Annotated in this window: 23 protein-coding genes; 2 read left to right on the top strand and 21 right to left on the bottom strand. The window is 66.8% G+C overall.

Annotated features, from left to right (window positions below):
- Positions 1-2: 2 nt before the first annotated feature.
- From hprK to pbN1_RS07740, 14 genes are all read right to left on the bottom strand, one after another.
- Positions 3-944, bottom strand: a complete 942-nt coding sequence (gene hprK, locus pbN1_RS07805) for an HPr(Ser) kinase/phosphatase (RefSeq protein ID WP_169202195.1) — start codon at positions 942-944, stop codon at positions 3-5.
- Positions 913-1,398, bottom strand: a complete 486-nt coding sequence (gene ptsN / locus pbN1_RS07800) for a PTS IIA-like nitrogen regulatory protein PtsN (protein WP_169119729.1) — start codon at positions 1,396-1,398, stop codon at positions 913-915. Before ptsN ends, hprK begins: the two co-directional genes overlap by 32 nt.
- Before the next feature lie 132 nt (positions 1,399-1,530).
- Entirely contained in the window at positions 1,531-1,854 is a 324-nt protein-coding gene (hpf, locus tag pbN1_RS07795) for a ribosome hibernation-promoting factor, HPF/YfiA family (RefSeq protein ID WP_169202194.1), read from the bottom strand.
- A gap of 14 nt (positions 1,855-1,868) precedes the next feature.
- Positions 1,869-3,311: an RNA polymerase factor sigma-54 gene (locus pbN1_RS07790; protein WP_169202193.1), complete on the bottom strand. Its 1,443-nt coding sequence runs from the start codon at positions 3,309-3,311 to the stop codon at positions 1,869-1,871.
- A 21-nt stretch (positions 3,312-3,332) separates the two neighbouring features.
- Positions 3,333-4,055 (bottom strand): LPS export ABC transporter ATP-binding protein, encoded by a 723-nt coding sequence (gene lptB / locus pbN1_RS07785; protein ID WP_169202192.1) that lies wholly within the window; start codon positions 4,053-4,055, stop codon positions 3,333-3,335.
- The gene (recX, locus tag pbN1_RS07780) at positions 4,042-4,491 is read right to left on the bottom strand and encodes a recombination regulator RecX (RefSeq protein WP_169202191.1); all 450 of its coding nucleotides are present in this window, start codon (positions 4,489-4,491) and stop codon (positions 4,042-4,044) included. The genes lptB and recX overlap by 14 nt, the downstream gene beginning before the upstream one ends.
- A gap of 7 nt (positions 4,492-4,498) precedes the next feature.
- Positions 4,499-5,539 carry a recombinase RecA gene (recA, locus tag pbN1_RS07775; RefSeq protein ID WP_169202190.1) on the bottom strand — a complete coding sequence of 347 codons (1,041 nt, stop codon included), beginning with the start codon at positions 5,537-5,539 and terminating at the stop codon, positions 4,499-4,501.
- 62 nt (positions 5,540-5,601) lie between these two features.
- Positions 5,602-6,102: a nicotinamide-nucleotide amidohydrolase family protein gene (locus pbN1_RS07770; protein ID WP_169119725.1), complete on the bottom strand. Its 501-nt coding sequence runs from the start codon at positions 6,100-6,102 to the stop codon at positions 5,602-5,604.
- A 1-nt stretch (position 6,103) separates the two neighbouring features.
- On the bottom strand, positions 6,104-6,583 hold the full coding sequence (locus pbN1_RS07765; protein WP_169119730.1) for a phosphatidylglycerophosphatase A family protein: 480 nt from the start codon (positions 6,581-6,583) through the stop codon (positions 6,104-6,106).
- 57 nt (positions 6,584-6,640) lie between these two features.
- Entirely contained in the window at positions 6,641-7,600 is a 960-nt protein-coding gene (gene thiL / locus pbN1_RS07760; RefSeq protein ID WP_169202189.1) for a thiamine-phosphate kinase, read from the bottom strand.
- A gap of 267 nt (positions 7,601-7,867) precedes the next feature.
- Positions 7,868-8,914 (bottom strand): UDP-N-acetylmuramate dehydrogenase, encoded by a 1,047-nt coding sequence (gene murB, locus pbN1_RS07755; RefSeq protein ID WP_169202188.1) that lies wholly within the window; start codon positions 8,912-8,914, stop codon positions 7,868-7,870.
- Complete coding sequence (locus pbN1_RS07750; protein ID WP_169202187.1) at positions 8,904-9,386, bottom strand: PACE efflux transporter; 483 nt, start codon at positions 9,384-9,386, stop codon at positions 8,904-8,906. The genes murB and pbN1_RS07750 overlap by 11 nt, the downstream gene beginning before the upstream one ends.
- Positions 9,387-9,454: 68 nt before the next feature.
- A complete protein-coding gene (locus pbN1_RS07745; RefSeq protein WP_169202186.1) occupies positions 9,455-11,818 on the bottom strand; it encodes a DUF6600 domain-containing protein in 2,364 nt (787 codons plus the stop codon).
- Between the two features lie 66 nt (positions 11,819-11,884).
- Positions 11,885-12,211 (bottom strand): hypothetical protein, encoded by a 327-nt coding sequence (locus tag pbN1_RS07740; RefSeq protein ID WP_169202185.1) that lies wholly within the window; start codon positions 12,209-12,211, stop codon positions 11,885-11,887.
- Between pbN1_RS07740 and pbN1_RS07735 the strand changes: the two genes are divergently transcribed.
- Positions 12,198-12,842 carry a PEP-CTERM sorting domain-containing protein gene (locus pbN1_RS07735; RefSeq protein WP_244857202.1) on the top strand — a complete coding sequence of 215 codons (645 nt, stop codon included), beginning with the start codon at positions 12,198-12,200 and terminating at the stop codon, positions 12,840-12,842. The genes pbN1_RS07740 and pbN1_RS07735 overlap by 14 nt on opposite strands.
- Positions 12,843-12,928: 86 nt before the next feature.
- Here pbN1_RS07735 and pbN1_RS07730 read toward each other — a convergent pair whose 3' ends face one another.
- The 7 genes from pbN1_RS07730 to pbN1_RS07700 form a co-directional block, all read right to left on the bottom strand.
- Positions 12,929-16,027 carry a transglycosylase domain-containing protein gene (locus tag pbN1_RS07730; protein WP_169202183.1) on the bottom strand — a complete coding sequence of 1,033 codons (3,099 nt, stop codon included), beginning with the start codon at positions 16,025-16,027 and terminating at the stop codon, positions 12,929-12,931.
- Between the two features lie 109 nt (positions 16,028-16,136).
- The gene (locus pbN1_RS07725; protein ID WP_169118619.1) at positions 16,137-17,066 is read right to left on the bottom strand and encodes a branched-chain amino acid ABC transporter permease; all 930 of its coding nucleotides are present in this window, start codon (positions 17,064-17,066) and stop codon (positions 16,137-16,139) included.
- Between the two features lie 72 nt (positions 17,067-17,138).
- Positions 17,139-18,023 carry a branched-chain amino acid ABC transporter permease gene (locus tag pbN1_RS07720; RefSeq protein WP_169202182.1) on the bottom strand — a complete coding sequence of 295 codons (885 nt, stop codon included), beginning with the start codon at positions 18,021-18,023 and terminating at the stop codon, positions 17,139-17,141.
- A gap of 91 nt (positions 18,024-18,114) precedes the next feature.
- Positions 18,115-19,332 carry an ABC transporter substrate-binding protein gene (locus pbN1_RS07715; RefSeq protein WP_169202181.1) on the bottom strand — a complete coding sequence of 406 codons (1,218 nt, stop codon included), beginning with the start codon at positions 19,330-19,332 and terminating at the stop codon, positions 18,115-18,117.
- Between the two features lie 28 nt (positions 19,333-19,360).
- Entirely contained in the window at positions 19,361-20,092 is a 732-nt protein-coding gene (locus pbN1_RS07710) for an ABC transporter ATP-binding protein (RefSeq protein ID WP_169202180.1), read from the bottom strand.
- Positions 20,085-20,840 (bottom strand): ABC transporter ATP-binding protein, encoded by a 756-nt coding sequence (locus pbN1_RS07705; RefSeq protein WP_169202179.1) that lies wholly within the window; start codon positions 20,838-20,840, stop codon positions 20,085-20,087. The genes pbN1_RS07710 and pbN1_RS07705 overlap by 8 nt, the downstream gene beginning before the upstream one ends.
- A 448-nt stretch (positions 20,841-21,288) precedes the next feature.
- Positions 21,289-22,929, bottom strand: a complete 1,641-nt coding sequence (locus pbN1_RS07700; protein ID WP_169202178.1) for an acyl-CoA synthetase — start codon at positions 22,927-22,929, stop codon at positions 21,289-21,291.
- Positions 22,930-23,145: 216 nt separating this feature from the next.
- Between pbN1_RS07700 and pbN1_RS07695 the strand changes: the two genes are divergently transcribed.
- Entirely contained in the window at positions 23,146-24,684 is a 1,539-nt protein-coding gene (locus pbN1_RS07695; protein WP_244857201.1) for a PAS domain-containing sensor histidine kinase, read from the top strand.
- Positions 24,685-24,694 lie beyond the last annotated feature (10 nt).

Here is a 24,694-nt window from a genome sequence, read left to right as displayed (position 1 = left end):
GATCAGTCCCGGTCCGGCTCGCCTTCGAGCATGCGTTGCTGCCGGTCGATGAACTCCTGCGTCGAATCGATCCCGCGCAACTGCAGGATCGTCGAGCGCACGGCCGCCTCGAGCAGCACCGCGATGTTGCGCCCGGCCGCGACCGGCAGGATCGCGCGGATGATCGGCACGCCGAGCACCTCCTGGGTTTCGCGGTGCATCGGCAGCCGGGAAGGATCGGTCTGGCCGGGCAGGCGCCGCTCGAGATGGACCACGAGGCGCAGGCGCATCTTCCGGCGGCACGCGGTCTCGCCGAAGATGGTGCGGATATTGAGGATGCCCAGGCCGCGCACCTCGATGAAATCCTTCAGCATTTCGGGGCAGCGGCCTTCGAGCACGGTCGGCGCGATGCGCGAGAATTCGACGATGTCGTCGGCGACCAGGCCATGGCCGCGCGAGATCAGCTCCAGCGCGAGTTCGGACTTCCCGGCGCCGGAATTGCCGGTGATGAACACGCCCAGTCCGAGCACGTCCATGAACACGCCGTGCAGCGAGGTCTTTTCGGCGAGCTCGCGCGACAGGTACAGGCGGAGCTGGTCGATGACGCTGGCGGCCGGATGAGGCGTGGTGAACAGCGCGATGTCGGCGTTCTCGCAGATGCTGCGCAGCACCGGGGGGATTTGACATTTGTCGGCGACGATGATCGCCGGGGGGCGGGCGCTGACGATCTCGTTCAGGTGATGCGCAACCTTTTCGCGCGACTGACGCTGCGCCCACGCCTGCTCGGCGGCACCGAGAATCTGCAGCCGCGCAGGGTGGATCAGGTTCAGGTGGCCGATCAGGTCTGCCGGCCAGATGCGCTCTTCGGTGACCGAAATCGTACGGTCGAGCTGTCCGCTGACGTGCGTCAGCGCCAGCCTTTCGCGCTGGGCTTCATACAGCAGCGCGACGTTCGTCTGTCGCATGGGGCCCCCAGGAGGCGAACAGGGAGTGGATCGTGGCGGCATCGGGCGCATTGAGCAGGCGCTCGCGGAAGTCGCGGTCGCTGAACATCTGCGCGAGTTCGGAGAGCAACTGCAGGTGGCGCTCGTTCGCCTGCTCCGGCACCAGCAGCACGAAGAGCATATTGACTGGCCGCCCGTCCGGCGCATCGAACTGCACCGGCGTTGCGAGACGCAGAAACGCGCCCGCCGCGTCCTTCAGGCCCTTGATGCGGCCGTGGGGAATCGCAATCCCCTGGCCGAGCCCGGTCGAACCGAGGCGTTCGCGTGAAAACAGGCTGTCGAATACCACGCTGCGGGCGATGCCGTGGTTGTTCTCGAACAGCAGGCCGGCTTGTTCAAAGACGCGCTTCTTGCTGCTCGCGTCGAGGTCGATGACCACGTTTGAAGGTGGCAGGAGTTCGGCAATGAGGCTCATGCTGCTCATGACGCGCGCGGCGCCGGAGGGGTGCCGCGCGCGCGGGAAAAGTCGTGGGGCGTGTCGCAGGCGTGGGACGGATGCCCGCGAATTATAAACACACCCTGGAGCGGGGAAGAGAGAGGGACTCGATCAGAGTTCCGTGCTTTGGTGCTTCAGCGCGTCGTGGTTATGGTCGAACGCTTTCTGCTTGTACTTCATGACCTGCCGGTCGAGCTTGTCGACCATCGAGTCGATCGCCGCATACAGGTCGACGTCGTCGCTCTCGACGTAGATGTCCTTGCCGCGCACGTGCAGGGTCACTTCCGCCTTCTGCTTGAGCTTCTCCACCGAAAGAATCACGCCGACGCTCGTCACGTTGTCGAAATGGCGGATCACGCGATCGAGCTTGTTCGTGACATATTCGCGGATCGCGGGGCTGACTTCGACGTGATGTCCGGTGATGTTGAGATTCATGATCATTCCTCTTTTCAGATCGTCTTGCGCAGGCTGACCGGCGGGATATTGAGTGATTCACGGTATTTTGCAATGGTGCGCCGCGCCACCACGATACCCTGCTGGCCCAACAATTCGGCAATCTTTGCGTCGGACAGAGGTTTCTTTCTGTCTTCGGCCTCGACCAACTGGCGGATCAGCGCGCGAATCGCCGTTGAGGATGCCGCTCCACCGGTATCGGTGGCGACGTGACTGCCGAAAAAATACTTGAGTTCGAACACGCCCCGCGGGGTGGCCATGAATTTCTGTGTCGTGACCCGCGACACGGTGGATTCGTGCAGTTCCAGCTGGTCTGCGATTTCCCGCAGCGTCAGCGGGCGCATCGCCACCTCGCCATAATCGAAGAACTGCCGCTGCTGGTCAACGATCGCCTGGGAGACGCGCAGGATCGTGTCGAAACGCTGCTGCACGTTCTTGATCAGCCAGCGCGCTTCCTGCAACTGGCTCGTCAAGGCGCCGCCGGAGCCGCGGTTCTGCTGCAGGATGCTCGCGTACAGCGAGTTGATGCGCAGTTTCGGCATCGCTTCGGGGTTCAGCGTGACGACCCAGCGTCCGCGCTGCTTGCGCACGACGACGTCGGGCATGATGTAGCGCGTTTCCTGCACCGAATGCTGCGATCCCGGGTGCGGGTCGAGGCTGCAGATCAGCAGGTGCGCGCAGCGCAGCGCATCATCGTCGCAGCCGAGCAGGCGCTTCAGGCGGACGAAGTTGCGTTCGGCGAGGAGCTCGAGGTGATGGTCGACGATCTTCAGCGCGAGCTCGCGCGTCGGGCTCGGCCGCATCGCGCGCAGCTGCAGGCTGAGGCATTCCTGCGGCGTGCGCGCCGCGACACCCGCGGGGTCGAGGTTCTGCACATGGTGCAGCGCGATCGACAGGTCGTCGAGGTCGTATTCGAGTTCCGGCGGCAGCAGCGGCAGCAACTCTTCGAGCGACTGGTTCAGATAACCGTCGTCGTCGAGCGCCTCGATGATGAAGCGCACCAGCGCGCGGTCGCGATCGGACAGAGGCGACAGGCTGACCTGCTGGTCGAGGTGATCGCGCAGGCTGGTTTCGGCGGCCTGGAACTCCTGGTAGTCGCTGTCGTCCTCGTCGTCGCGGTTCGCTGAGCCGCTTCCCGCGCTCGACCATTCACCGGCTTCGTCGAGGTTCGCCGGACCCGCTTCGGCGTGCGGCTCGTCGGCCGGCGGAGAATTGTCGCTCTCGCTCGCGCCTTCGCTGCTCGCCGCGGCGGTCGCGGGCGGGGGGGCAAAATCGCTGCCGTCGCCGTCCTCGCGTTCGAGCATCGGATTCTCGAGCAGGAAGCGTTCGAGTTCCTGGTTCAGTTCGAGCGTCGAGAGCTGCAGCAGTTTGATCGACTGCTGCAGTTGCGGCGTCAGCGTGAGATGCTGGGAGAGCTTGAGCTGGAGGGTCGGCTTCATCGGGAGGCGGCTCGATCTGACTCAGAGACGGAAATGTTCGCCGAGATAGACTTGGCGGACCCGCTCGTTGGCGACGATTTCGTCGGGTTTCCCGCTGGCGAGCACGCGGCCTTCGCTGATGATATAGGCGCGGTCGCAGATGCCGAGCGTTTCGCGCACGTTATGGTCGGTGATCAGAACGCCGATGCCGCGGTCCTTGAGGAAATGGATGATTTTCTGGATGTCGAGCACCGCGATCGGGTCGACGCCGGCGAACGGCTCGTCGAGCAGGATCAGGCGCGGGCGGGTCGCGAGCGCACGCGCGATTTCACAGCGCCGCCGCTCGCCGCCGGACAGCGAGATTGCGGTGTTGTCGCGCAAGTGCGCGATGCCGAGTTCGTCGAGCAGGTTTTCGAGCCGCGCGGCGATTTCTTCCTCGGCGAGCGCCTGCAGTTCGAGGATCGCGCGGATGTTCTCGGCGACCGTGAGCTTGCGGAAAACGCTCATTTCCTGCGGCAGGTACGACAGTCCGAGACGCGCGCGGGCGTGGATCGGCAGGTGGGTGAGAAGCGCCCCGTCGAGCGTGATGTCGCCGCCGTCGGCGCGCACGAGCCCGACGATCATGTAGAAACAGGTGGTCTTGCCGGCGCCGTTGGGCCCGAGCAGGCCGACGACTTCGCCGCTGCCGACTTCGAAGCCGACGTCGTGGACGACCGTGCGCGCTTTGTAGCGCTTCTGCAGCCCGGCAACCTTAAGCAGACTCATCGGGCGTCTCGTTCAGTACCTTGCGGATCACGTCCCCGCCGAACCCCCGGCCTTGCAGGAAGCGCGCCTGCTTCGCCCATTCGCGGGCGTCGGCCGGGGCGGCGCCGAACCTGCTCGACCACACCTGGCGGGCGCGGTCGAAGTCGGTGCAGCCCCCTTCGACCGCCAGCGCGGCGTCGATCGTCTCGCGGGCCACCCCGCGCTGTGCCAGATCATGACGCAGGCGGGCGGTGCCGAAGCGGGCGGCCTTGCTGCGCACCCAGGCTTCGGCAAAGCGCCGGTCGGAGAGCAGTTCCAGTTCGTGCATGCGGTTCAGGACGTCGTCGATTTCTTCGGCGCTGCCGTGGGGCGCCAGCTTGCGGGCGAGTTCGGCGCGGGAATGGTCGCGCCGCGCCAGATGGCGCACGGCCCGTTCCCGCAAGCTGATTTCAGGCATCGTGCCGTCAGGTCTCGACGGGGGCCGCGCCTGCGCCAGCCGTCTCGACCGCCATCGCATTCAGGCCGACGAGCGCGCGCACCTTGTTCTCGATCTCGCGCGCGAGCGCCGGATTCGCGCGCAGGAACTCGCGCGAATTGTCCTTGCCCTGGCCCAGCTTCTCACCGTCGTACGCGTACCAGGCGCCGGACTTGTCGACGATCTTGTGCTGCACGCCGAGGTCGATGATCTCGCCTTCGCGCGAAATGCCTTCACCGTAGAGGATGTCGAAATGCGCTTCCTTGAACGGCGGCGCGACCTTGTTCTTGACGACCTTGCAGCGCGTCTCCGAGCCGACCACCTCATCGCCTTTCTTGATCGCGCCGGTGCGGCGGATGTCGAGCCGCACCGAAGCGTAGAACTTCAGCGCGTTGCCGCCGGTCGTGGTCTCGGGGCTGCCGAACATCACGCCGATCTTCATGCGGATCTGGTTGATGAAGATCACCAGCGTGTTCGTGCGCTTGATGTTCGCGGTGAGCTTCCGCAGCGCCTGGCTCATCAGCCGCGCCTGCAGGCCGGGCAGCTGGTCGCCCATCTCGCCTTCGATTTCGGCCTTGGGCGTCAGCGCCGCGACCGAGTCGATGACGACGATGTCGACGCCGCCCGAGCGCACCAGCATGTCGGCAATCTCGAGCGCCTGCTCGCCGGTGTCCGGCTGCGAAATCAGCAGGTCCTGGATGTTCACGCCGAGCTTCTCGGCGTAGCCGACATCGAGCGCATGCTCGGCGTCGATGAACGCGGCGGTGCCGCCGAGCTTCTGCATTTCGGCGATGACTTGCAGCGTCAGCGTCGTCTTGCCGGAGGATTCCGGGCCGTAGATCTCGACCACCCGGCCGCGCGGCAGGCCGCCCAGACCGAGCGCGATGTCGAGGCCGAGCGAGCCGGTCGACACCGTCTGGATGTCACGTTCGATGGTGCCGTCGCCCATCCGCATGATCGAGCCTTTGCCGAATTGCTTCTCGATCTGCGAGAGCGCGGCGGCGAGGGCCTTGGCCTTGTTGTCGTCCATGTCCTGTCCTTTCAAACTTTGCGAATTATGGCACAGAGATTGCTGGTACGCAGGGCGCTGCTTCAGCGGCCCACCGGTAAATCATATGTCATTATCCCGCGCAGCGCCCGGATCACCGCTTGGCGCCGCACCGCCTCGCGGTCGCCGGAAAAATGCCGCGTTTCGCTGCTGATCCCGGCCTCGCGCCGACCCCACGCGAAACACACCATGCCGACCGGCTTGGCCGCGGTGCCGCCGCCCGGGCCGGCGACGCCGGACACCGCCAGCGCGAGATCGGCACGGCTGCGTGCAAGCGTACCGGCAACCATCTCGCGCACGGTTTCCTCGCTGACCGCGCCGAAGTCCGCCAGCGTCGCCGCCCTCACCCCGAGGAGATCCTGCTTGGCCTCGTTGGAGTACGTCACGAAGCCGCAGTCGAACCACGTCGAACTGCCGGCAGTTGCCGTGACCACTTCGGCGATCCAGCCGCCGGTGCACGATTCGGCACTTGCAAGGCGCATGCCCCGTGCACCGAGCCACGTGCCGGTTTCCGCCGACAGTGCAGCCAGTTCCCTGTCCATCATCTCATCCAAAAAAACGCACCAGCAGAGCCAGCGCGAGAATGGCGTAGCCGGCCGCGATCACGTCGTCGAGCATCACGCCCAAGCCACCCTTGATGCGACTGTCCACCCACCGGATTGGTTGCGGCTTGACGATATCGAAAAAGCGGAACAGCACGAACGCGAGGCTCTGCCAGAGCAGGCTCGCCGGGGTGAAGAATAGTACCAGCCAGAAAGCGACGATCTCGTCCCAGACGATCGCCCCGTGGTCGGGCACGCCGAGGGCCCGGCCGGTGCGGTCAGCGGCGATTAGGCCGGCGACGAAGAAACTCGCCAGCAGCGCGAGGAACACGAAGTCAGAGATCGGTGCCCGCAGCAGCGGGTACAGCAGCCAGGCGACGAGCGTGCCGGCAGTGCCGGGAGCGCGCGGCGCGAGCCCCGCGCCGAAGCCCAGGGAGATGAAATGGGCCGGATGGCTCAGGAGCAGGCGGTACGAGGGGGGCATCATCGTGGGCCCTTGTCGCGCAGGGGAAGGTGACAGCATCGGGAGCGTCAATGAAAATCAGGCGAAATGATCGTAGCTGCGGCACGCCGGCGGGCGTTCGCTGCCGTCGGCGTGCCGCAGCAGCAAGCGGCCGGTGTCGCCGGTGATTGTGCCGATGCGTGTGAACGGCAGATCCAGCCGCCGGGCGAGCGCGCCGAGGTGCTCGCGCTGCGCCGCGGCGGCGGTGAATAGCAGCTCGTAGTCGTCGCCGCCGCCGAGCACGCAGCGCTGCGCGAATTCGACGTCGGCGCCGACCGCGAGCAGCGCGCCGAGCGGCAGCGCGGCGAGGTCGAGGACCGCGCCGGTGCCGGAAGCCTCGAGGATGTGCGCGAGATCGCCGACCAGCCCGTCGGAGACGTCCAGCATCGCGTGGGCGACACCGTGCAGCGCGAGGCCGGCCGCGACGCGCGGTTGGGGGCGATGCAGCGCGTCGATGCACGGCGCGACGGCGTCGGCATCGAGGGCCGTCTCGCCGCGCAGGAAAGCGAGGCCGAGCGCACCGCGGCCGGGTTCGCCGGTGATCCAGATGTCGTCGCCCGGGCGCGCGCCGGCGCGCGTGATCGCCGTGCCTGCCGGCACTTCACCGATGATCGTCACGCACAGGTTCAGCGGGCCGCGCGTCGTGTCGCCGCCCGCGAGGTCGACGCCGAACCGCCCGGCGCACGCGAACAGGCCCCGCGCGAACGCCTCGATCCACGCTTCGTCGGCGGCCGGCAGCGCGAGCGCGAGCAGCGCCCAGCGCGGTTCGGCTCCCATTGCCGCGAGATCCGAGATGTTGACCGCCAGCGCTTTCCAGCCGAGCGCCTCGGGGTCCGCGTCGGCGAAGAAATGCGTGCCGGCGACCAGCATGTCGGTCGAGGTCGCGAGCTGCATGCCCGGACGCGGCGTGAACAGCGCCGCGTCATCGCCGACGGCGAGCTCGGTGTGACGGGCGGGGCGGGTGAAGTGGCGGCGGATCAGGTCGAATTCGGAAGGCATCGCGGCACGGCGCAGGCAGAACAGGAGCGACTCATCGGTCGAAAAGCTTAACCCGGCCGCTCCTGACTGCCCGAACTATTTTCCGCGACCCTGGCCTTCCTCGAGCAATTGCAGGCACTGCAGGACTTCGCGGTCGCCGGGTTCTCGTGGCTACAGAATGAGCATTGGAGCGTATCCATAGGGCGCAGAGTATGGAAGAGACTCGGTTACATTCAAGAGCCCATTACATTCGGATACTCAATCCCGGCTTGCCGGGAACGCCGCGTTTCAGACGAAGACGGGCTCGGGTTCGAGATCCACGCCGAAGCGCCGCGAAACGTCGTCCTGGATCGCCTGCGCGATGCGCCGGACGTCTGCGCCGGTCGCCCCGCCGCGGTTGACGAGCACCAGCGCCTGCCTTTCATACACGCCGACCGGGCCGAGGTCGCGCCCCTTCCAGCCGCAGCGGTCGATCAGCCAGCCGGCGGCGAGCTTCACGCTGCCGTCGGGCTGCAGGTAGTGCGGCAGGCCGGGGTGGCCGGCGACGAGGCGTTCGAGCGTGGCCGCGTCGACGAGCGGGTTCTTGAAGAAGCTGCCGGCATTGCCGAGTGCCGCCGGGTCGGGCAGCTTGCGCCGGCGGATCGCGATCACGGCGTCGGAAACGTCGAGTGGGCCCGGGGCGACGCCCCTGCGCGCGGCGAGTTCTTCGGTGACATCCGCGTAGCGGGTGACCGGCAGCCAGCACTTGGGCAGGCGGAAAGTGACCGACGTGACGAGCGCGCGGCCCGCCAGGTCGTGCTTGAAAATGCTGTCGCGATAGCCGAAGTGGCAGTCGGCGGCATCCAGCCGGAAGCTCGCGCCGGTTTCGAGCGACACGGCGGCGAGCGACGCGAAGCGTTCGGCGATTTCGAGCCCGTACGCGCCGATGTTCTGGATCGGTGCCGCGCCGACGGTGCCGGGAATGAGCGACAGGTTCTCGAGCCCCGGCCAGCCTTGCGCGAGCGTCCAGCGCACGAAGTCGTGCCAGTTTTCTCCGGCGCCGGCCTCGACGTACCACGCGTCGTCGTCGTCGCCGACGAGCCGGCGTCCGCCGATCGCGACTTTCAGTACGAGCCCGTGGAAATCGCCGCTCAATACCAGATTGCTGCCGCCGCCGAGCACGAGCCGCGGCGCCCTGGCCCAGTCGGGTTGCGCGAGCAGCGCGGCGAGTTGCGCCGGATGCTCGATGATCGCGAGGCGCTCGGCTCGCGCCGGGAGCCCGAAAGTGTTGAGAGCCTGCAGGTCGGCGTGGGTTTCGAGCGCCGGCAGTGGCGCGGCGCCGCTGTTACCGGGCACTGGAAAACGATCCGCAGCGCTGCGGTTCGATCGGGAACGTGCGGTCGTAGCCGAGGTTGAACGCGAAGGCGTACAGCACGTAGGCCGTCGCGAGCCCCAGGTCCGCGACCAGCGCCTCGATCCAGCCCATGCCGGTCCAGGCCGTGATGATCGGCAGGCTCATCAGCAGCAGTCCGCCTTCGAAGCCGATCGCGTGCGCGACGCGTAGCGGGAGCGGCCGGCGATCGGCCGGCCGCCCGGCGAGCTTTGCCTCGATGCGGTCGAAGCAGGTGTTGTACGCGGCATTCCACACCGCCGCGAGCAGCGCGATCAGCGCCAGCAGGCCGATCGAGTCGGAGAGCGGCACGCCGCTCGCCCAGGCGAAAGGCGGAGTGACCAGCGCCAGGCCGCCCAGCTCGAACAGCGCGACCTGGCGCATCCGGTCGCGGACAGAGCGCAGTGGGGGTCGGAATTCGGAGGGGTGGGGTGACATGGGCGACGACGTTCGTGGAGCCGGCAAAGATAGAGCCTCGCCGCAGCCAGCGCAACGGGGCAGGTACATCAATTGGCGGGCCTACCCTCGTCGCCCGGGCGTCGCCGCTCGCCGCGCGGCGCATCGCCTTCATTCCCTGTCGCCCGTCGTTCCATCTGGCTGCGCTGCTCGCTCTGCTGCCGCTCCTGCATCTCGCGCTGCCGTTCCAGTTGCCGCTGCTGCCGCTGCAACTGGTCCTGTTGCTGGCCCTGTTGCTGCCGCAGCTGGCGCTCGCGCTCCTGTGACTGGCGCTGCCGCAGTTCCTCCTGCCGCTCCATGGCCTGGCTGCGCTGCTGTTCCTGGTTCCGTTGCTGCTGCATCCGCTGCTGGCGCTGCTGTTCGAGTTCCCGTTGCTGCTGTTGCATCCGCTCCTGCTGCTGCCGCTGGAGCTCCTGCGATTGGCGCTGCCGGAGTTCCTCCTGCCGCGCCATGGCCTGACGACGCTGCTGTTCCTGTTGCTGTTGTATCCCCTGCTGGCGCGGCTGCTCCAGTTCCCGTTGCTGCCGTTGCATCCGCTCCTGCTGCTGCCGCCGCTGGAGCTGTTCCTGTTGCTGGCGCTCGCGCTGCTGCGACTGGCGCTGCCGGAGTTCCTCCTGCCGCTCCATGGCCTGGCGGCGCTGCTGTTCCTGCTGCTCCAGCGCGCGTTGACGCAGCGACTGTTCGCGCGCGCGTTCCTGTTCCTGTTGCTGCTGTTCCTGGTCCCGTTGCTGCTGCATCCGCTGCTGGCGCTGCTGTTCCTGTTCCTGCTGGCGCTGTTGCAGCTCCCGTGCGTTCTGCTGCGGTGCGCGTTGCGGCATGTCCGGGATTGGGTCGCGTGGCCGCGCTTCGGGGGCGGAAGGGAATCGACGTTCGCGTTCGACCCGCTGCTCGTCGTCCGTCCCGGGTCGTCCCTGTTCCCTGCCGTCGATGCGGCGCCCGGGGGACGTTTCGCGGCCGCGTCCGTCTTCGGGCAGGTCGCGCAATCGCCGTTCTCCCGGGCCCGACGCACGTTCCCGCTGCCGGCGCTCTTCGACCGCTTCGCGCAAGCGGACGCTGCGCCGCGCCTGTTCGTCGCGCAGCCGCTCCTCGTCCCGCGGCCGCGTCGCGCGTTCGACGCGATCATGCTCGACGACGAGACGAGGGTCGAGCGGCGGGACAGGGGTCGCCGCGCGCGGTGGGCGCCCTTTGCGCTCGTCGTCGCGCACCGCATGACGGAAGACCGGGCGGGAATGCCTGACGACTTCGCCGGGCACGAGCGTCACCGCTTCGCGCCGGTCGCGATGCACATAGCGGGCGTGCCGCGGTTCCCGCGCCGCCCGGTCGATATGGACGACGTTGGTGACATGGGTGATGTTGATCCGGCGCACGTAGGTCGTGCTGTGGCGGTAGCTGGGAACGTAGACTTCGCGCGGCCCGAGGGGGAACCACCCGATGTGCGGCAGCGAACCGGACGAGAGGCTGATGCTCACGCCCGGCAGGCCCATCCACACGACGAGCGCAGGCGCGTACACCGGCCGCGGAACGTAGGCGCCCGGCACCCAGCCCCATGTTCCCCCGATCAGCACCCAGCGGCCGTAATGGAACGGGGCGAAGCCCCACGGCGCCTCGTCGACCCAGGTCCAGCCCCACGGCTGGACCAGCACCCAGCGCCCCGAACGATAGGGGGCCCAGCCGGACGGCACGCTGCGCGGGTACCACACCGGTCCGTAATCGTCGGCTGTTCGCCAGTCGCCGTATTCATACAGGTCCTCGGCGCCGGTCATCTCGGGCGACACGTGGCGCGGCTCGCCGAGCCGGTCGTCGTGCTCGTCGCGGGCCAGCGTCCAGTCGGAGAAATCGTCCCGCTCGGGGTCGCTCCAGCGCACTTCGGTGTGGTCGGAAAACAGGACGCGCGCGCGTCGCCCTTCGGTCACGACGACGTCGCTGTCCTCCGAGCGGAAATCGAGCTCGCCGCCGCGGTAGTTCGTCAGGACTGTCGCGGCGTCCTCGTAATCGACGCGGTATTGACCCGGCTTATCGGCGACGACGAGCCCGTCGCGGGTCTCGATTTCGATCGCCGACGCCGCTTCGCGGCTCCGAATCCGTATCGCGACGCTGCCGCGTTCGAGCTCGATGCGGATCCGTTCGTCATCGAGCTGGCGGATGTCGATGGACGTCGAACCGTCGAGGCGCAGCACGCTCGACCCGATGCGGACTTCGGCGCGGCTGCCCGCTTCGGTGCTGAGGGCATCGCCCGAAGTCAGCGGCCAGTTCACGCTGGCGCTTTCCCACCGCCGGCTGTCGGCCGGGCGCAGCGAGACTTCGCCGTCGATCAGCGCCAGGCGCCCGACCCGGCCGGGCGGGTCGGCCCACGCGCTACCCGCCAGAAGCAGGACCAGCGGCAGCGCGAAGAGGAAGCGAAGAGCGCGGAACATCTGGTTGTGTCTCCCGGAAAACCCCTCCGAAGGGGATGAGTGGCAGGTCGGTCGACGAGGCCGCGATCACTGCCGACGGGCGTGACGCGCCGGGCCTCGTACCGGATTCAACGTATGGGCGGGACGGGCGATGACGATGCGCACAATTGTTTGCAATTCAGTCGAAGGATCGCCGGCTGAGCGTGATTCACGCATACGCGAAACCATTGTTACGATTTGTCGAAAATATTTACACTTTTCTTTCCGGTGCTTAGATGCTGAATTGTAAATATTTGTCAAGAAAGGCAAACCAGATTCAGGCGCGGAAAGTGCTTTGGAAATCCGGCAGGGAGGCCTGCATATATTCCATCCGAAAAATGCAAGGAAAATAACAATGACAATGCGAACGTACATCAGGATTTCCGGAATCGCCCTGGCGGCGATCGTGCCTTCCGTGGCCAATGCGCTGGTGCTGACCGACCTGGAAAGCCTCGGCAGCTACGCCGGCCTGGCCACCGTCACGATCAGCCGCAACGGGCCCACCGCGCCGGCGACCCACCCGGGCACGGCCGGCGCCACGAGCGGGAATACGACATTTGCGATGGGCTGGACGGGGGGCGGCGATGCTCACGCCTATCCGCTCACGGTGGTCTCCGGGGTGCCGTTCTTTGCAGTCGATTTCGGGACGATGCTCGCGGGGAGCGCGCCGTCGAGTCTCGGAGTGCACGTCTTCAACCTCGGGCTCGACCCGGTTGACGTGGATCCCGGCGACCTGGACCTTGCCGGACCCTCGATCGGCGACGTCGCGAGCGCCCTCGTGCTCGCGGAGAATGCCGAGGATCGCGCAAGTTGGGTAGACAGCGTGACGCAGGGAATCTTCCAGGCGACCTATCACCTGTTCCTGTTCGAGGCTTCCGCCGCGGACGCTCCGCCGAGCGATCCATCGCAAGTGGAGCCGAGCACGGTACCGGAGCCGGGTGTGCTGGCCCTGCTCGGAACCGGCCTCGCCGGCCTGGCGGCGGGCCTCCGCACAAGAAGAGCCTGACAGGGCCGGCCACCTGACACACCTTCACGCGGCGCTCCCCGGATGATCCGGGCTGGAACATCCGGGGTGGCTGCGACGCGTCCGATTCACGGCGCCGGCGAGGTTGCCGGCTCGCTGCTCTGCACCGTCTGCACGGGGCGCGCTCCGTGCAGGTACGGCAGCAGGATCGGCGCCATCGACTTCAGGATCTGCACCGGCAGCCCCGACGTGAAGCGGTACGCCGCAGCGTCGGGACCCATGACATAGGCGGTCAGCGTGCCGAAATGCCGCGGGCCGAGATGGAAGACGAAGGTCGCGGTGCGGTTGAGCGCGATTCCGCCGCGTCCCTGTCCGCGGGCGCCGGAGGTGACGATGCGGTTGTCGCCGGTGCCGGTCTTGCCGCCGACCGCGAGCAGCGTGCCGTCCGGCAGCGCGAACGCGCCTGCCAGCCGCCGCGCCGTGCCGCCTTCGACGACTTCCGACAGCGCGCTGCGTAGTGCCGCCGCGACTTCCGGCGCCATCACGCGTTCGCCTTTGTCGGCGCGCAGCGCGAGGACCGTTTCATACGGGGTTGCGGCGGCGAAATGGAGCCGCTCGACGCGCGCGGTGCGCTGGCGCACGCCGTCATTGACGATGATCCCCATCAACTCGGCGAGTGCGGCCGGACGGTCGCCGGCGCTGCCCAGGGCGGTCGCCAGCGACGGCACGAGGTGATTGAACGGGTAGCCGAGGAGCGCCCAGCGGCGGTGGATCTCGAGGAAGGCCTCGACTTCGAGGATCGTGTAGATCCGCTGGTCCTGTGCGCTTTTCGCCCGGGTACGGAACAGCCAGCGGTACACGGCCTGGCGTTCTTCGCTGCTCGCTTCGACGGCGTCGCTGAAGCCCGCTTCGGGATGCGCCATCAGGTAGCTGGCGAGCCACAATTCGAGCGGGTGCACGCGGGCGATGTAGCCCTGGTCGGGCAGGTCGAAGGTGCCCGGGGCGTAACGCCTGTAAAGGCTTGCGAGGCGTGCGTCGCCGAGCTCGGAATTGGGCAGGCGACCGCGCATGAACGCGGCGAAGCGCTTGGCATCCGCGTCGGGGTTCAGATAGCGGAACGCCGCGGCGAGGCGGTCGGCGGTGGGGCGCAGCCCATCGAGCAGCATCGCCTGGATCTCGTCCGCGTCCTGGCCCTGGTATTTGCGCCAGAAGCGGCGCAGGAATACCTGGCCCTCGCGGTCGGCGAAGCGCGACAGATATTCGCCGCGGCGCGGGTCGCTGTCGTCTTCGAGCAGCTTGGCGGTGCTGCCGGGCACCTGGTACATCGTGTGACGAACGATGTCGCGCATCAGGCGCACGAAGGGCAGGTTGATCGATGCCTGCAGCGCCTCGCGAACCGTCACCGTGCGGCCGTTGTCCTCGCGGCGGAAGTTGTTGAAGGTGTGCAGCCCGCCGCCGGTGAAAAACGATTCGCCGGGGCTGGCCGAATAGCGGCGCTCGAGAGCCGCCTGCAGCATCGTCGGCAGGTCGCGGTTCCCGGCCTCGATCAGATAGTCGAGCGCCCAGCGCGTGAGCGTGTCGTGCCGGTCGACCGTCGTCTCGCGCAATACCTGCACCGGCTGGTTGGCGTAGCGCTGGTGCAGTTCGGCAACGAGCTCGAGATAGGTCGCGAGCACGCGCAGCTTGGCCGTCGAGCCGAGTTCGAGCTTGCTGCCCTCGTTGATGTCGAGCGGCTGGTCGGTGGTGTCCGTCTGCACTCGCACGCGGTTGCCGTCCGGGGTGCGCTCGAACAGCGTGAAGCTGTAGTTCACCGTCGGCACCTGGCCGGGCGTGAGCAGGCGCTCGCCGATCAGGCCCGTCTGGCGCGCGAAGTCGACGTCGCGCAGCAGCTCGAGGTAGTCGCTGACTTCTTGCTGGAGCTTCTGGTCGAGGGTGGCAGAAGCCTTGAGGTCGATCCGGTCGAGGTCGTAGAGTGATACGTCGAGCATCCCGGCAAGGCGCGTACGGATCAGGGTCGCGCCCTTGTCCGCCTCGACCGGGGCGCGCGCCCGGGCGCGGTGCGGATCGCGGAACGCGAGCCGGGCGGCGAGCGCGGCGTCGCGCAGCCCGGGGCCGATGACGCGCGCCTCGGCGAGGATGCGCAGGTGGGCGTCGGTGAGTCGCGCGAGGTCGTCGCGGCCGAGCCCGAGGTAGTGTGACGGGCGGCGGTGGGCGATCATCAGCGCGAGCACCTGGCGCAGCGCGAGCCCTTGTTCCTCGAGGACCGCGCCTTCGGCCTCGGCCGCGGCGAGAAGCCGGTTGGTGTGCGCGAAGTCGGCGCCGAACCAGACCCACAGCCCGTCGCCGAGCCCGTGGACTTCGCCGTACAGCGGCGCGGCGGACAGCGGCACGGTGTTCAGGTAGTGGAGCACGAGGTCGCGCCGCACGGGGAGGGTTTCGCACCCTTCACGGTAGGCACGCACCGTCGCCGATACCATCTGGCGCAGCTTTTCCTGCGGTGAATGCGTGATGCCGTCGGGTGAGTGACGGTATTTTTCGATCTGCGTCGCAAGCGTGCTGCCGCCTGGCGTGTTCAGGTCTTCATCGACGATTTTGATGAGCTGCGCCATGGCGGCGCGGCCAAAGCGCACCCAGTCTATCGCCGGGTTCAGGTAGGGACGTGCCGGGTCGAGCAGATTGCGGTTCTCGATGAAAAGCAGGCTTTGCACGATGCGGACCGGGATCTGCTCGAACGCGGGATAGCTGCGCACGGGGTATGACGAGCGGTATACGAATTCGGATCCGCCGTGGGCGCCTTCGATCTCGAGGCCGGCGCGAGTCTTCTCGCGATACGGCGGGAAATAGCCGCGTTCGGTGAAATCCACCAGCTCCGGCGAGAACCTCGCCTGGCTCACGATCGTCATGTCGCGCGCCTGCAGCCGCTCGATGAACCGGGGCAGCTTCGCGTAGCCGAGGCGAAGGTCGAACGGGCCGTGCGCGGGAAAGCGGACCGAGTCGCTGGGCCCGGCTTCGACGTGGTACCGGAGGTTCTCGGCGTAATGCGAGATTTCGCGCGCCTGGAACCAGGAGCTGCGCACTTCGAAGACCAGGAATGCCGCTGACGCGATCAGCGCGAGGGGCAGGAGGACGAGAAACAGGCGCGTGATGATTTTCAGCCACGGGCGCCCGGGCGTTTTTTTGGGGATCGTTTCGGACACGTTTCCGCCCGATTGTTGTAATGCGTACATTATCGGGCAGTTCTATGACAGCCGGCGCCGGGTCGGATCGAAACAACACTTGGGTGCCGAAAAGCCTCGTCCGGGCGCCAGCGCGGCCGGTCGATCGTCGCGCTGCGTTCTACATGCGGATCCCCGAGCGCCTGATCAGCACCGCCAGCTCGCCGACGATGCCGCGGCGGAATGCGAGCACGCAGATCACGAAGATCACGCCGGTCAGCACGCTGACCCACTGTCCCAGTTCGGCACCGTAGTTTTGCAGACCGACGACGACCGTCGCGCCGACGATCGGGCCGAACACGGTGCCCATGCCGCCGAGCAGCGTCATCAGCACGATCTCGCCCGACATGTGCCAATGCACGTCGGTCAGCGAGGCGAGCTGGAACACCAGCGTCTTGGTCGCGCCGGCCAGGCCGGAGAGCGCTGCGGACAGCACGAAGGCGAGCAGCTTGTAGCGGTCGACGTCGTAGCCGAGCGAGATCGCGCGCGGCTCGTTCTCGCGGATCGCCTTCAGCACCTGGCCGAACGGCGAGTGGATCGCGCGGTCGATGACCCAGAACCCGCCGAGGAACACCGCGAGCACGAAGTAATACATGTTCATGGTGTCCGCGAGATCGACGAGCCCGAACAGGCGCCCGCGCGGCACGCCCTGCAGGCCGTCCTCGCCGCCGGTGAAGGGGAACTGCAGCGCGAGGAAATACACCAGCTGCGCGAGCGCGAGCGTCACCATCGCGAAATAGATGCCGGAGCGGCGGATCGCGAGGCTGCCGAAGACGAAGCCGAGCACCGCGGCCGTTGCGGTCCCGGCGAGCAGGCCGAGTTCGGGCGACAGCCCGAGTTCCTTCATCGCGTAACCGCAGGTGTAGCCTGCCCAGCCGAGGAACGCGGCGTGGCCGAACGACAGCAGCCCGGTGTAGCCGAGCAGCAGGTTGAACGCGCAGGCGAACAGCGCGAAGCACAGGATCTTCATCACCAGCACCGGATAGACGAGGAACGGCGCGACGAGCCCGAGAACGATCAGGACGATCCAGCCGATGTGTTTGCCTTTCATTGCGCCGATCCTGGTGTCTGGATGATTGGGTGACGGTCGAGAACAGGGGGCAGCGCCACCGGCTTCCGCGGCCTAGCGCTCGCGCCCGAACAGCCCGGCCGGCCGCAGCAGCAGCACGATCCCCATGATGACGAAGATCACGACCGCGGAAGCTTCCGGGTAAAACACGCGCGTCAGGCCTTCGATGAGCCCGAGGCCGAGGCCGGTGACGATCGAGCCCATGATCGAGCCCATGCCGCCGATGACGACGACGGCGAACACGACGATGATCAGGTTCGAGCCCATCACCGGGTTCACCTGGAACACCGGCGCCGCGAGCACGCCGGCAAACGCCGCGAGCGCGACGCCGAAGCCGTAGGTCAGCGTGATCATCAGCGGCACGTTGATGCCGAAGGCCTGCAGCAGCTGGGGGTTCTCGGTGCCGGCGCGCAGGTACGAGCCGAGCTTCGTGCGCTCGATGATGTACCAGCTGCCGAAGCACACGACGAGCGACACCGCGATGACCCACGCGCGGTATTTCGGCAGGAACATGAAGCCGAGGTTGAAGCCGCCGGAAAGCAGTTCGGGCACCGGGTAGCTTTCGCCGGAAATGCCGAAGCGATAGCGGAAGAGGCCCTCGATGATCAGCGCGAGGCCGAAGGTCAGCAGCAGTCCGTACAGGTGGTCGAGCCGGTACAGGTGCTTGAGCATCGTGCGCTCGATGATCATGCCGAAGATGCCGACGACCACCGGCACCGCGACCAGCGCGACCCAGTAGTTGATGCCGAGGTAGGTGAGGCCGATCCATGCGACGAACGCGCCCATCATGTACAGCGCGCCATGCGAGAAGTTGATGATGTTGAGCAGACCGAAAATGATCGCCAGCCCGAGGCTCAGGATCGCGTAGAACGAGCCGTTGATGAGCCCGATCAGCAGCTGCCCCATCAGGGCCTGGATCGGAATGCCGAAAATGTCCATAGCGGGCGGCCTGGTTGCGGCGCCGGACGTCCGGCCTGACCAGGCGCGCGATGCGCGCCGCAGGCTGGACGCCGGAAGCCGGGTCGGAAGGCTATTTCTTCACCAGCGGGCACTTGCTGTCGGCCAGCGACATATATGCCTCGGCGCCGGGAATCACCTGCCGGATGTGGTAGTAGTCCCACGGATACTTCGATTCCGACGGCTTCTTGACCTGTGCCAGATACATATCGTGGACCATGCGTCCATCGATGCGGACCTGACCGTTCTTCGCGAAGAAATCGTTGACCGGCATCTCGCGCATCTTCGCCATCACCGCCTTCGCTTCGTCGCTGCCGGCGGCCTTGATCGCCTTCAGGTAGTGGTACACCGCCGAGTAGTCGCCCGCCTGCACCATCGTCGGCATGCGCTTCATCTTGTCGAAGAAGCGCTTCGACCACGCGCGGGTCTCGTCGTTGTAGTCCCAATAGAAGCCGGTCGTCAGGTACATGCCGGCAGTCGCGTCGAGCCCGAGGCTATGCACGTCAGAAATGAACATCAGCAGCCCCGCGAGCGACTGCTTCGGCGTGATGCCGAACTCGCGCGCCTGCTTGATCGAGTTGATCGTGTCGTTACCGGCGTTGGCGAGCCCGATGACCTGCGCGCCGGAGGCCTGCGCGCTCAGCAGGAAGGACGAGAAATCGCTGCCCGGGAAAGGGTGGCGCACGCTGCCGAGCACCTTGCCGCCGCTCGCCGTCACGACGTCCGCGGTGTTCTTTTCGAGCGAATGGCCGAACGCGTAATCGGCGGTCAGGAAGTACCAGCTCTTGCCGCCCTGCTTGACGACCGCCTTCGCAGTGCCGACCGGCAGCGAATAGGTATCGTAAGTCCAGTGCACCGTCGTGTCGTTGCACTGCTCGTTCGTGATCGGCGTCGAGGCGGCGCCGGAGATCAGCGAGATGCGGTTCTTCTCGTTCGCGACCTTCATGACCGCGAGCGCCGTCGAGGTCGTGACGAGGTCGACGATCGCATCCACCTTCGCGGTATCGATCCACTCGCGCGCCTTGTTCGCCGAGATGTCAGCCTTGTTCTGATGGTCGGCGGAGATCAGCTCGATCTTGAAATCGGGTTTTTCCTTCGCGATGAAATCGTCGATCGCCATCCTCGTCGCCTCGACCGCGCCCGGGCCGGCCAGGTCGGAATACGTGCCGGACATGTCGGTCAGCACGCCGAGCTTGACGACGCCGTCGCTGATCGTCGCCGACTGCGCGAGCATCGGTTGCGCGGCCAGCGCTGCCGCGGCGATCGCTGATGCCAGAATCCTGGGTTTCATTGTTCTCCTCCTTGTTGGTCCACCGTGCTCACACGCCCAGCAGTTTTTGCAGCAGCTGCATCTTCGAATCGAGTTCATCTTTCGTCACCGTTTCGACGATGCGGCCGTGCTCGATGACGTAATGCCGGTCGGCGAGCGGCGCGGCGAAGCGGAAGTTCTGCTCGACCAGGATGATCGTGAGCCCCTTTGCCTTCAGGCTCGTGATGACGCGGCCGAGCGTCTGCACGATCACCGGCGCAAGGCCTTCGGTGATCTCGTCGAGCAGCAGCAGCCGCGCACCGGTGCGCAGGATGCGCGCCATCGCCAGCATCTGCTGTTCGCCGCCGGAGAGCCGGCTGCCCGGGCTGTGACGGCGCTCGCGCAGGTTCGGGAACATCTCGTAGATCTCGTCGAGCGACATGCCGCTGCTGTTCACGGCGGGCGGCAGCAGCAGGTTCTCTTCGGCGGACAGGCTCGCGTAGATGCCGCGCTCCTCGGGGCAATAGCCGACGCCGAGGTGGGCGATGCGGTGGGTCGGCAGATCGATGACCTGGTGGCCGTTGATCATGATCGAGCCGGTGCGCCGGCCGGTGAGCCCGAGGATGGCTTTCAGCGTCGTCGTGCGCCCCGCGCCGTTGCGCCCGAGCAGCGTCACGAGTTCGCCGCGGTTCACGTTGAAATCGATGCCGTGCAGGATGTGCGATTCACCGTAGAACGCATGCAGGTCGCTGACCCGCAGCATCTCGACGTCGGGGTTGTGGCGGGCGCTGGCGTCAGGCATGTTCGGTACCCATGTAGGCTTCGAGCACGCGCGGGTCCCGCGACACCTGCTCGTACGGCCCTTCGGCGAGCACCGCGCCGCGCTGCAGCACCGTGATCGTGTCGCAGATGTGCGAGACGACGCTGAGGTTGTGTTCGACCATCAGCACGGTGCGGTTCGCCGACACGCGTTTGATGAGGTCCGCGACGCGGCCGACATCCTCGTGGCCCATGCCTTGCGTCGGTTCGTCGAGCAGCATCATCTCGGGTTCGAGCGCGAGCGTCGTCGCAATTTCCAGCGCGCGCTTGCGCCCGTAGGGCAGTTCGACGGTGACCGTGTCGGCGAACGACTGCAGGTCGACCGCCTCGAGCAGTTCCATCGCGCGCCTGTTCAGGACGTCGAGACTTTTCTCCGAGCGCCAGAAATGGAAAGTCGTGCCGAGCTTGCGTTGCAGCGCGACGCGCACGTTGTCGCGGACGCTCAGGTGCGGGAACACCGCTGAAATCTGGAACGATCGCACGATCCCGCGCCGCGCGATCTGCGCCGATTTTTCGTGCGTGATGTCCTGCCCGTTGTAGTGGATCGTGCCGCGGGTCGGCGTGAGGAACTTCGTGAGGAGGTTGAAGACGGTTGTCTTGCCCGCTCCGTTCGGCCCGATCAGCGCGTGGATCGAGCCGCGGCGCACCTTGAGATTGACCTTGTCGACGGCGACGAAACCCTTGAATTCCTTCGTCAGGTCTCGTGTTTGAAGAATGAAGTCCGTGCTCATCGCGTCTGACAGATCCTGCCTCACTCGTGGGAAGCTGAACTGTGCCGGCGAGCCCGCGCCGACGCCAATCGCATCACCGCCGACAGGACCGCAAGTCCCGCCAGCGATGAATCTTGATGCTCAAGGTATATGGGGATTCAATTCCGGGCGGAACTAAGCTAACACCGGGGTAGGGGGGCGTCAACGCGACGAGGATAGGGGTGAACCCGCATCGAATGGCGGTTTGCGGCTGCTGCGGGCAGGTCGCGGGCGGCAGCGCCGGCACCGCCGAAGGGCATGCCGATTGCTTGGGGCGAGCTGCGGCCGGGCGTTTGCGGCACAGTGCTGGCGGCGCCGACGCACCGTTTCGAACTGGCGGGAAGGCGCCATGCGAACGAAATGCGCCGGCCGGCAATCCCGGCCCGGGCGCGCGGAAAAGATTCCCGGCCCGGTTCCTCCGGAAGCTCGATCAGTCGATCGCCAAGGCCGATTTGGCCTGCTCGCGCAGCACGAATTTCTGGATCTTGCCGGTCGAGGTCTTCGGCAGCACGCAGAACTCGATGTGCTTGGGCACCTTGTAGCGGGCGAGGTGCTCGCGGCAGTGGGCGATGATGTCGTCGACGGTGACCGCCGCGCCGTCCTTGACCTCGATGTATGCCGCCGGCACTTCGCCCCATTTCTCGTCGGGCTTCGCGACGACCGCGGCCGTCATCACTGCCGGGTGACGGTACAGCGCTTCCTCGACTTCGAGGGACGAGATGTTCTCGCCGCCCGAGATGATGACGTCCTTGGAGCGGTCCTTGATCTTGACGTAGCCGTCCGGGTGCATCACCGCGAGGTCGCCGGTGTGGAACCAGCCTCCGGCGAAGGCCTCGTCGCTCGCCTTCTCGTTCTTCAGGTAGCCCTTCATGACGAGGTTGCCGCGGAACATGATCTCACCCATCGTCTCGCCGTCGGCCGGCACCGGCTCCATCGTTTCGGGGTCGAGCACCGCAATCGCTTCTTGCATGTGGTAACGCACGCCCTGGCGGCCGTTGCGCTCGGCGCGGCGGTCGATCGGCAGTTCGTCCCACGACGGGTGCTTCGCACATACCGACGCCGGGCCATAGGTTTCGGTCAGCCCGTAGACGTGCGTGATGTCGAAACCGATGCGCTCCATGCCTTCGATGATCGCGGCCGGTGGCGCAGCGCCGGCGATCAGCGCCGAAACCTTGTGCGTGATGCCGTCGCGCATGCCTTCGGGCGCGTTGATCAGCATGCCGTGCACGATCGGCGCGCCGCAGAAATGGCTGACCTTGTACGTGCGGATCAGCTCGTAGATCAGCGCGACATCGACCTTGCGCAGGCACACGTTGATGCCGGCGTTTGCGGCCATCGTCCACGGGAAGCACCAGCCGTTGCAGTGGAACATCGGCAGCGTCCACAGATACACCGCATGCTGCGGCATGCCCCAGCTGATGATGTTCGACGCCGCGTTGAGGTACGCGCCGCGATGGTGATAGACGACGCCCTTCGGGTTGCCGGTGGTGCCGGACGTGTAGTTCAGCGCGATCGCATCCCATTCGTCGGGCGGCAGGCTCCAGGCGAACTCGGCGTCGCCGGCGGCGAGGAATTCTTCGTACTCGATCGCGCCGAGGCGGTCGGTGCCCGGGTATTCGGCGTCGAGCGCATCGATGACGAGCGGCTTGGGCCCGTCGAACCGCTCCAGCGCGGGCCTGACGAGCGACGCGAACTCGGGGTCGGTGATCAGCACTTTCGCTTCGCCGTGCGCGAGCATGAAGGCGATGGCTTCCGGGTCGAGGCGGGTGTTGAGGGTGTTGAGCACCGCGCCGATCATCGGCACGCCGAAGTGCACTTCGAACATCGCCGGGACGTTCGGCAGCATCACCGCGACCGTATCGCCGCGGCCGACGCCGTGCTGCACCAGCGCGCTCGCGAGACGACGGCAACGCGCATAGGTTTCCTGCCAGGTGAAGCGGCGCGCGCCATGGATTACCGCGGTGCGCTGCGGGTACACCTGGGCCGAGCGCTCGATGAAGCTCAGCGGCGACAGCGGGACGTAGTTCGCGGTGTTCTTTGCCAGACCTTGGGCATATGGGCTATTCGACAATTATTCCTCCTGGGGCGATCGTTCCGACGGACCCACGCAAGCGGCGAACGTGAGCGGACACGATCAAGCATCGCAACAAACCTTGTCGCAAATTGCGCGCAAATGTACTCAATCTTGTCGTCGCTCCGGCGGCGTCGGGACGGGCGCTAGAATCAGGCGGAACAGGGATGAAGCGCCGTGCGGCAATCGCGGCGCGCGACGGGAAAAGGTATGGACATGGACGACAGGCCTTCGGCGCAGCCCGGGGACCGGACCGCCGAGAACCGGCGCCTGCGCGACATCATGGATGCAATTCCGGCGCATATCGCCTATTTCGACGACAGCTGGACGTATCGCTACGCGAACAAGGCGTACGCGATATGGTTCGGACGGGAAAGCAACCAAGTTGTCGGGCGCCGGATCGTGGACGTCGTGCCCGCGGAGGTTTTCGACGCAGTGCGCGAGCCGCTGGGCCGGGCGCTGGGCGGCGAGCAGGTCACCTACGAATACACGATGAGCGATGTGGCAGGGCGCACGCTGCACGCGCGCAGCACCCTGGTGCCCGACATCGGCGCCGCCGGCGAAGTGCTCGGCTGCTACGTGCACGCGGTGGACATCACCGAGCAGCGCCGGACGCAGCGCGCGCTCGCGCAGGCGCAGAAGATGGAGGCGATCGGCCAGTTGAGCGGCGGGCTCGCGCACGACTTCAACAACATGCTGACCGTCGTCATGGGCAATCTCGCGGGCCTGCGGGAAGCGCGCCCGGACGACGCCGCGATCGAGGAATTCGTCGCCCCGGCGATGCAGGCCGCGCAAGGTGGCGCGCAGTTGATCGAGCGGCTGCTGGCGTTCTCGCGCCAGCAGCCGCTTGCGCCGCGCCCGGTCGAAGTCAACGAGCTGATTCTGGGCATGGCGAAGCTGATCCGGCGCTCGCTGCCCGAAACCATCGCGCTGCACACATCGAGCCGCAATGCCGAACTGGTTGCGATGACCGACGCACACCAGCTCGAGAGCGCGCTGCTCAACCTTGCCCTCAACGCACGCGACGCGATGCCCGATGGCGGGGAGCTGCGCATCGAGTCCGCAGTCGAGACGCTCGAGGCGGGCGCCGCTGCGGAGCTGGATATTCCCCCGGGCGACTACGTGCAGGTGACGGTCCGCGATACCGGCACCGGGATGGATGCGACGACGCTCGCGCACGTGTTCGAACCTTTCTTCACGACGAAGCGTTTCGGCATGGGCAGCGGGCTGGGCCTGCCGATGGTCTATGGCTTCGCGTGCCAGTCGGGCGGAGCGGTACGCATCCGCAGCCGCCAGGCCTGCGGCACCGCGGTCGCGCTGTTGCTGCCGCGCACCGTCGCGAGTCCTGCAGCAGCCGGGGAGGCGGGCCGCGCCGCGGCACGCGGGACGCATCTTGCGGGACAGCTGGTGCTGCTCGTCGAGGACGACCCCGAGGTACGCACCGTCGTGCGCAAGCAGCTGGCCGCGCTCGGCTGTTCGGTGCTGGAGGCCGAAAGCGGCCAGGAAGCGGCCGACATCGTCGAGAACGTGACGGCCATCTCGCTCGTGCTGTCGGACGTCGTGATGCCCGGCGGGCTCGACGGGTGCGGGCTGACGCGCTTCATTCGCCGCTTTCGTCCGGGCCTCCCCGTGATCCTGATGAGCGGCTACGTGGATAGGGCCGATGCGATCACCAAAGATCTCGGCGTCCCGCTGCTCGCGAAGCCCTTCAGCAAGGAGAGACTGTCGGCTATGCTGGACGCAATCTGTCGCTGACCGAATTGCG

Origin of the sequence: Aromatoleum bremense, from assembly GCF_017894365.1 — a bacterium.
Lineage (GTDB): Bacteria > Pseudomonadota > Gammaproteobacteria > Burkholderiales > Rhodocyclaceae > Aromatoleum > Aromatoleum bremense.
Note: the sequence above shows the minus strand (reverse complement) of the source record. Positions and strands in the feature narration are given on the sequence as shown.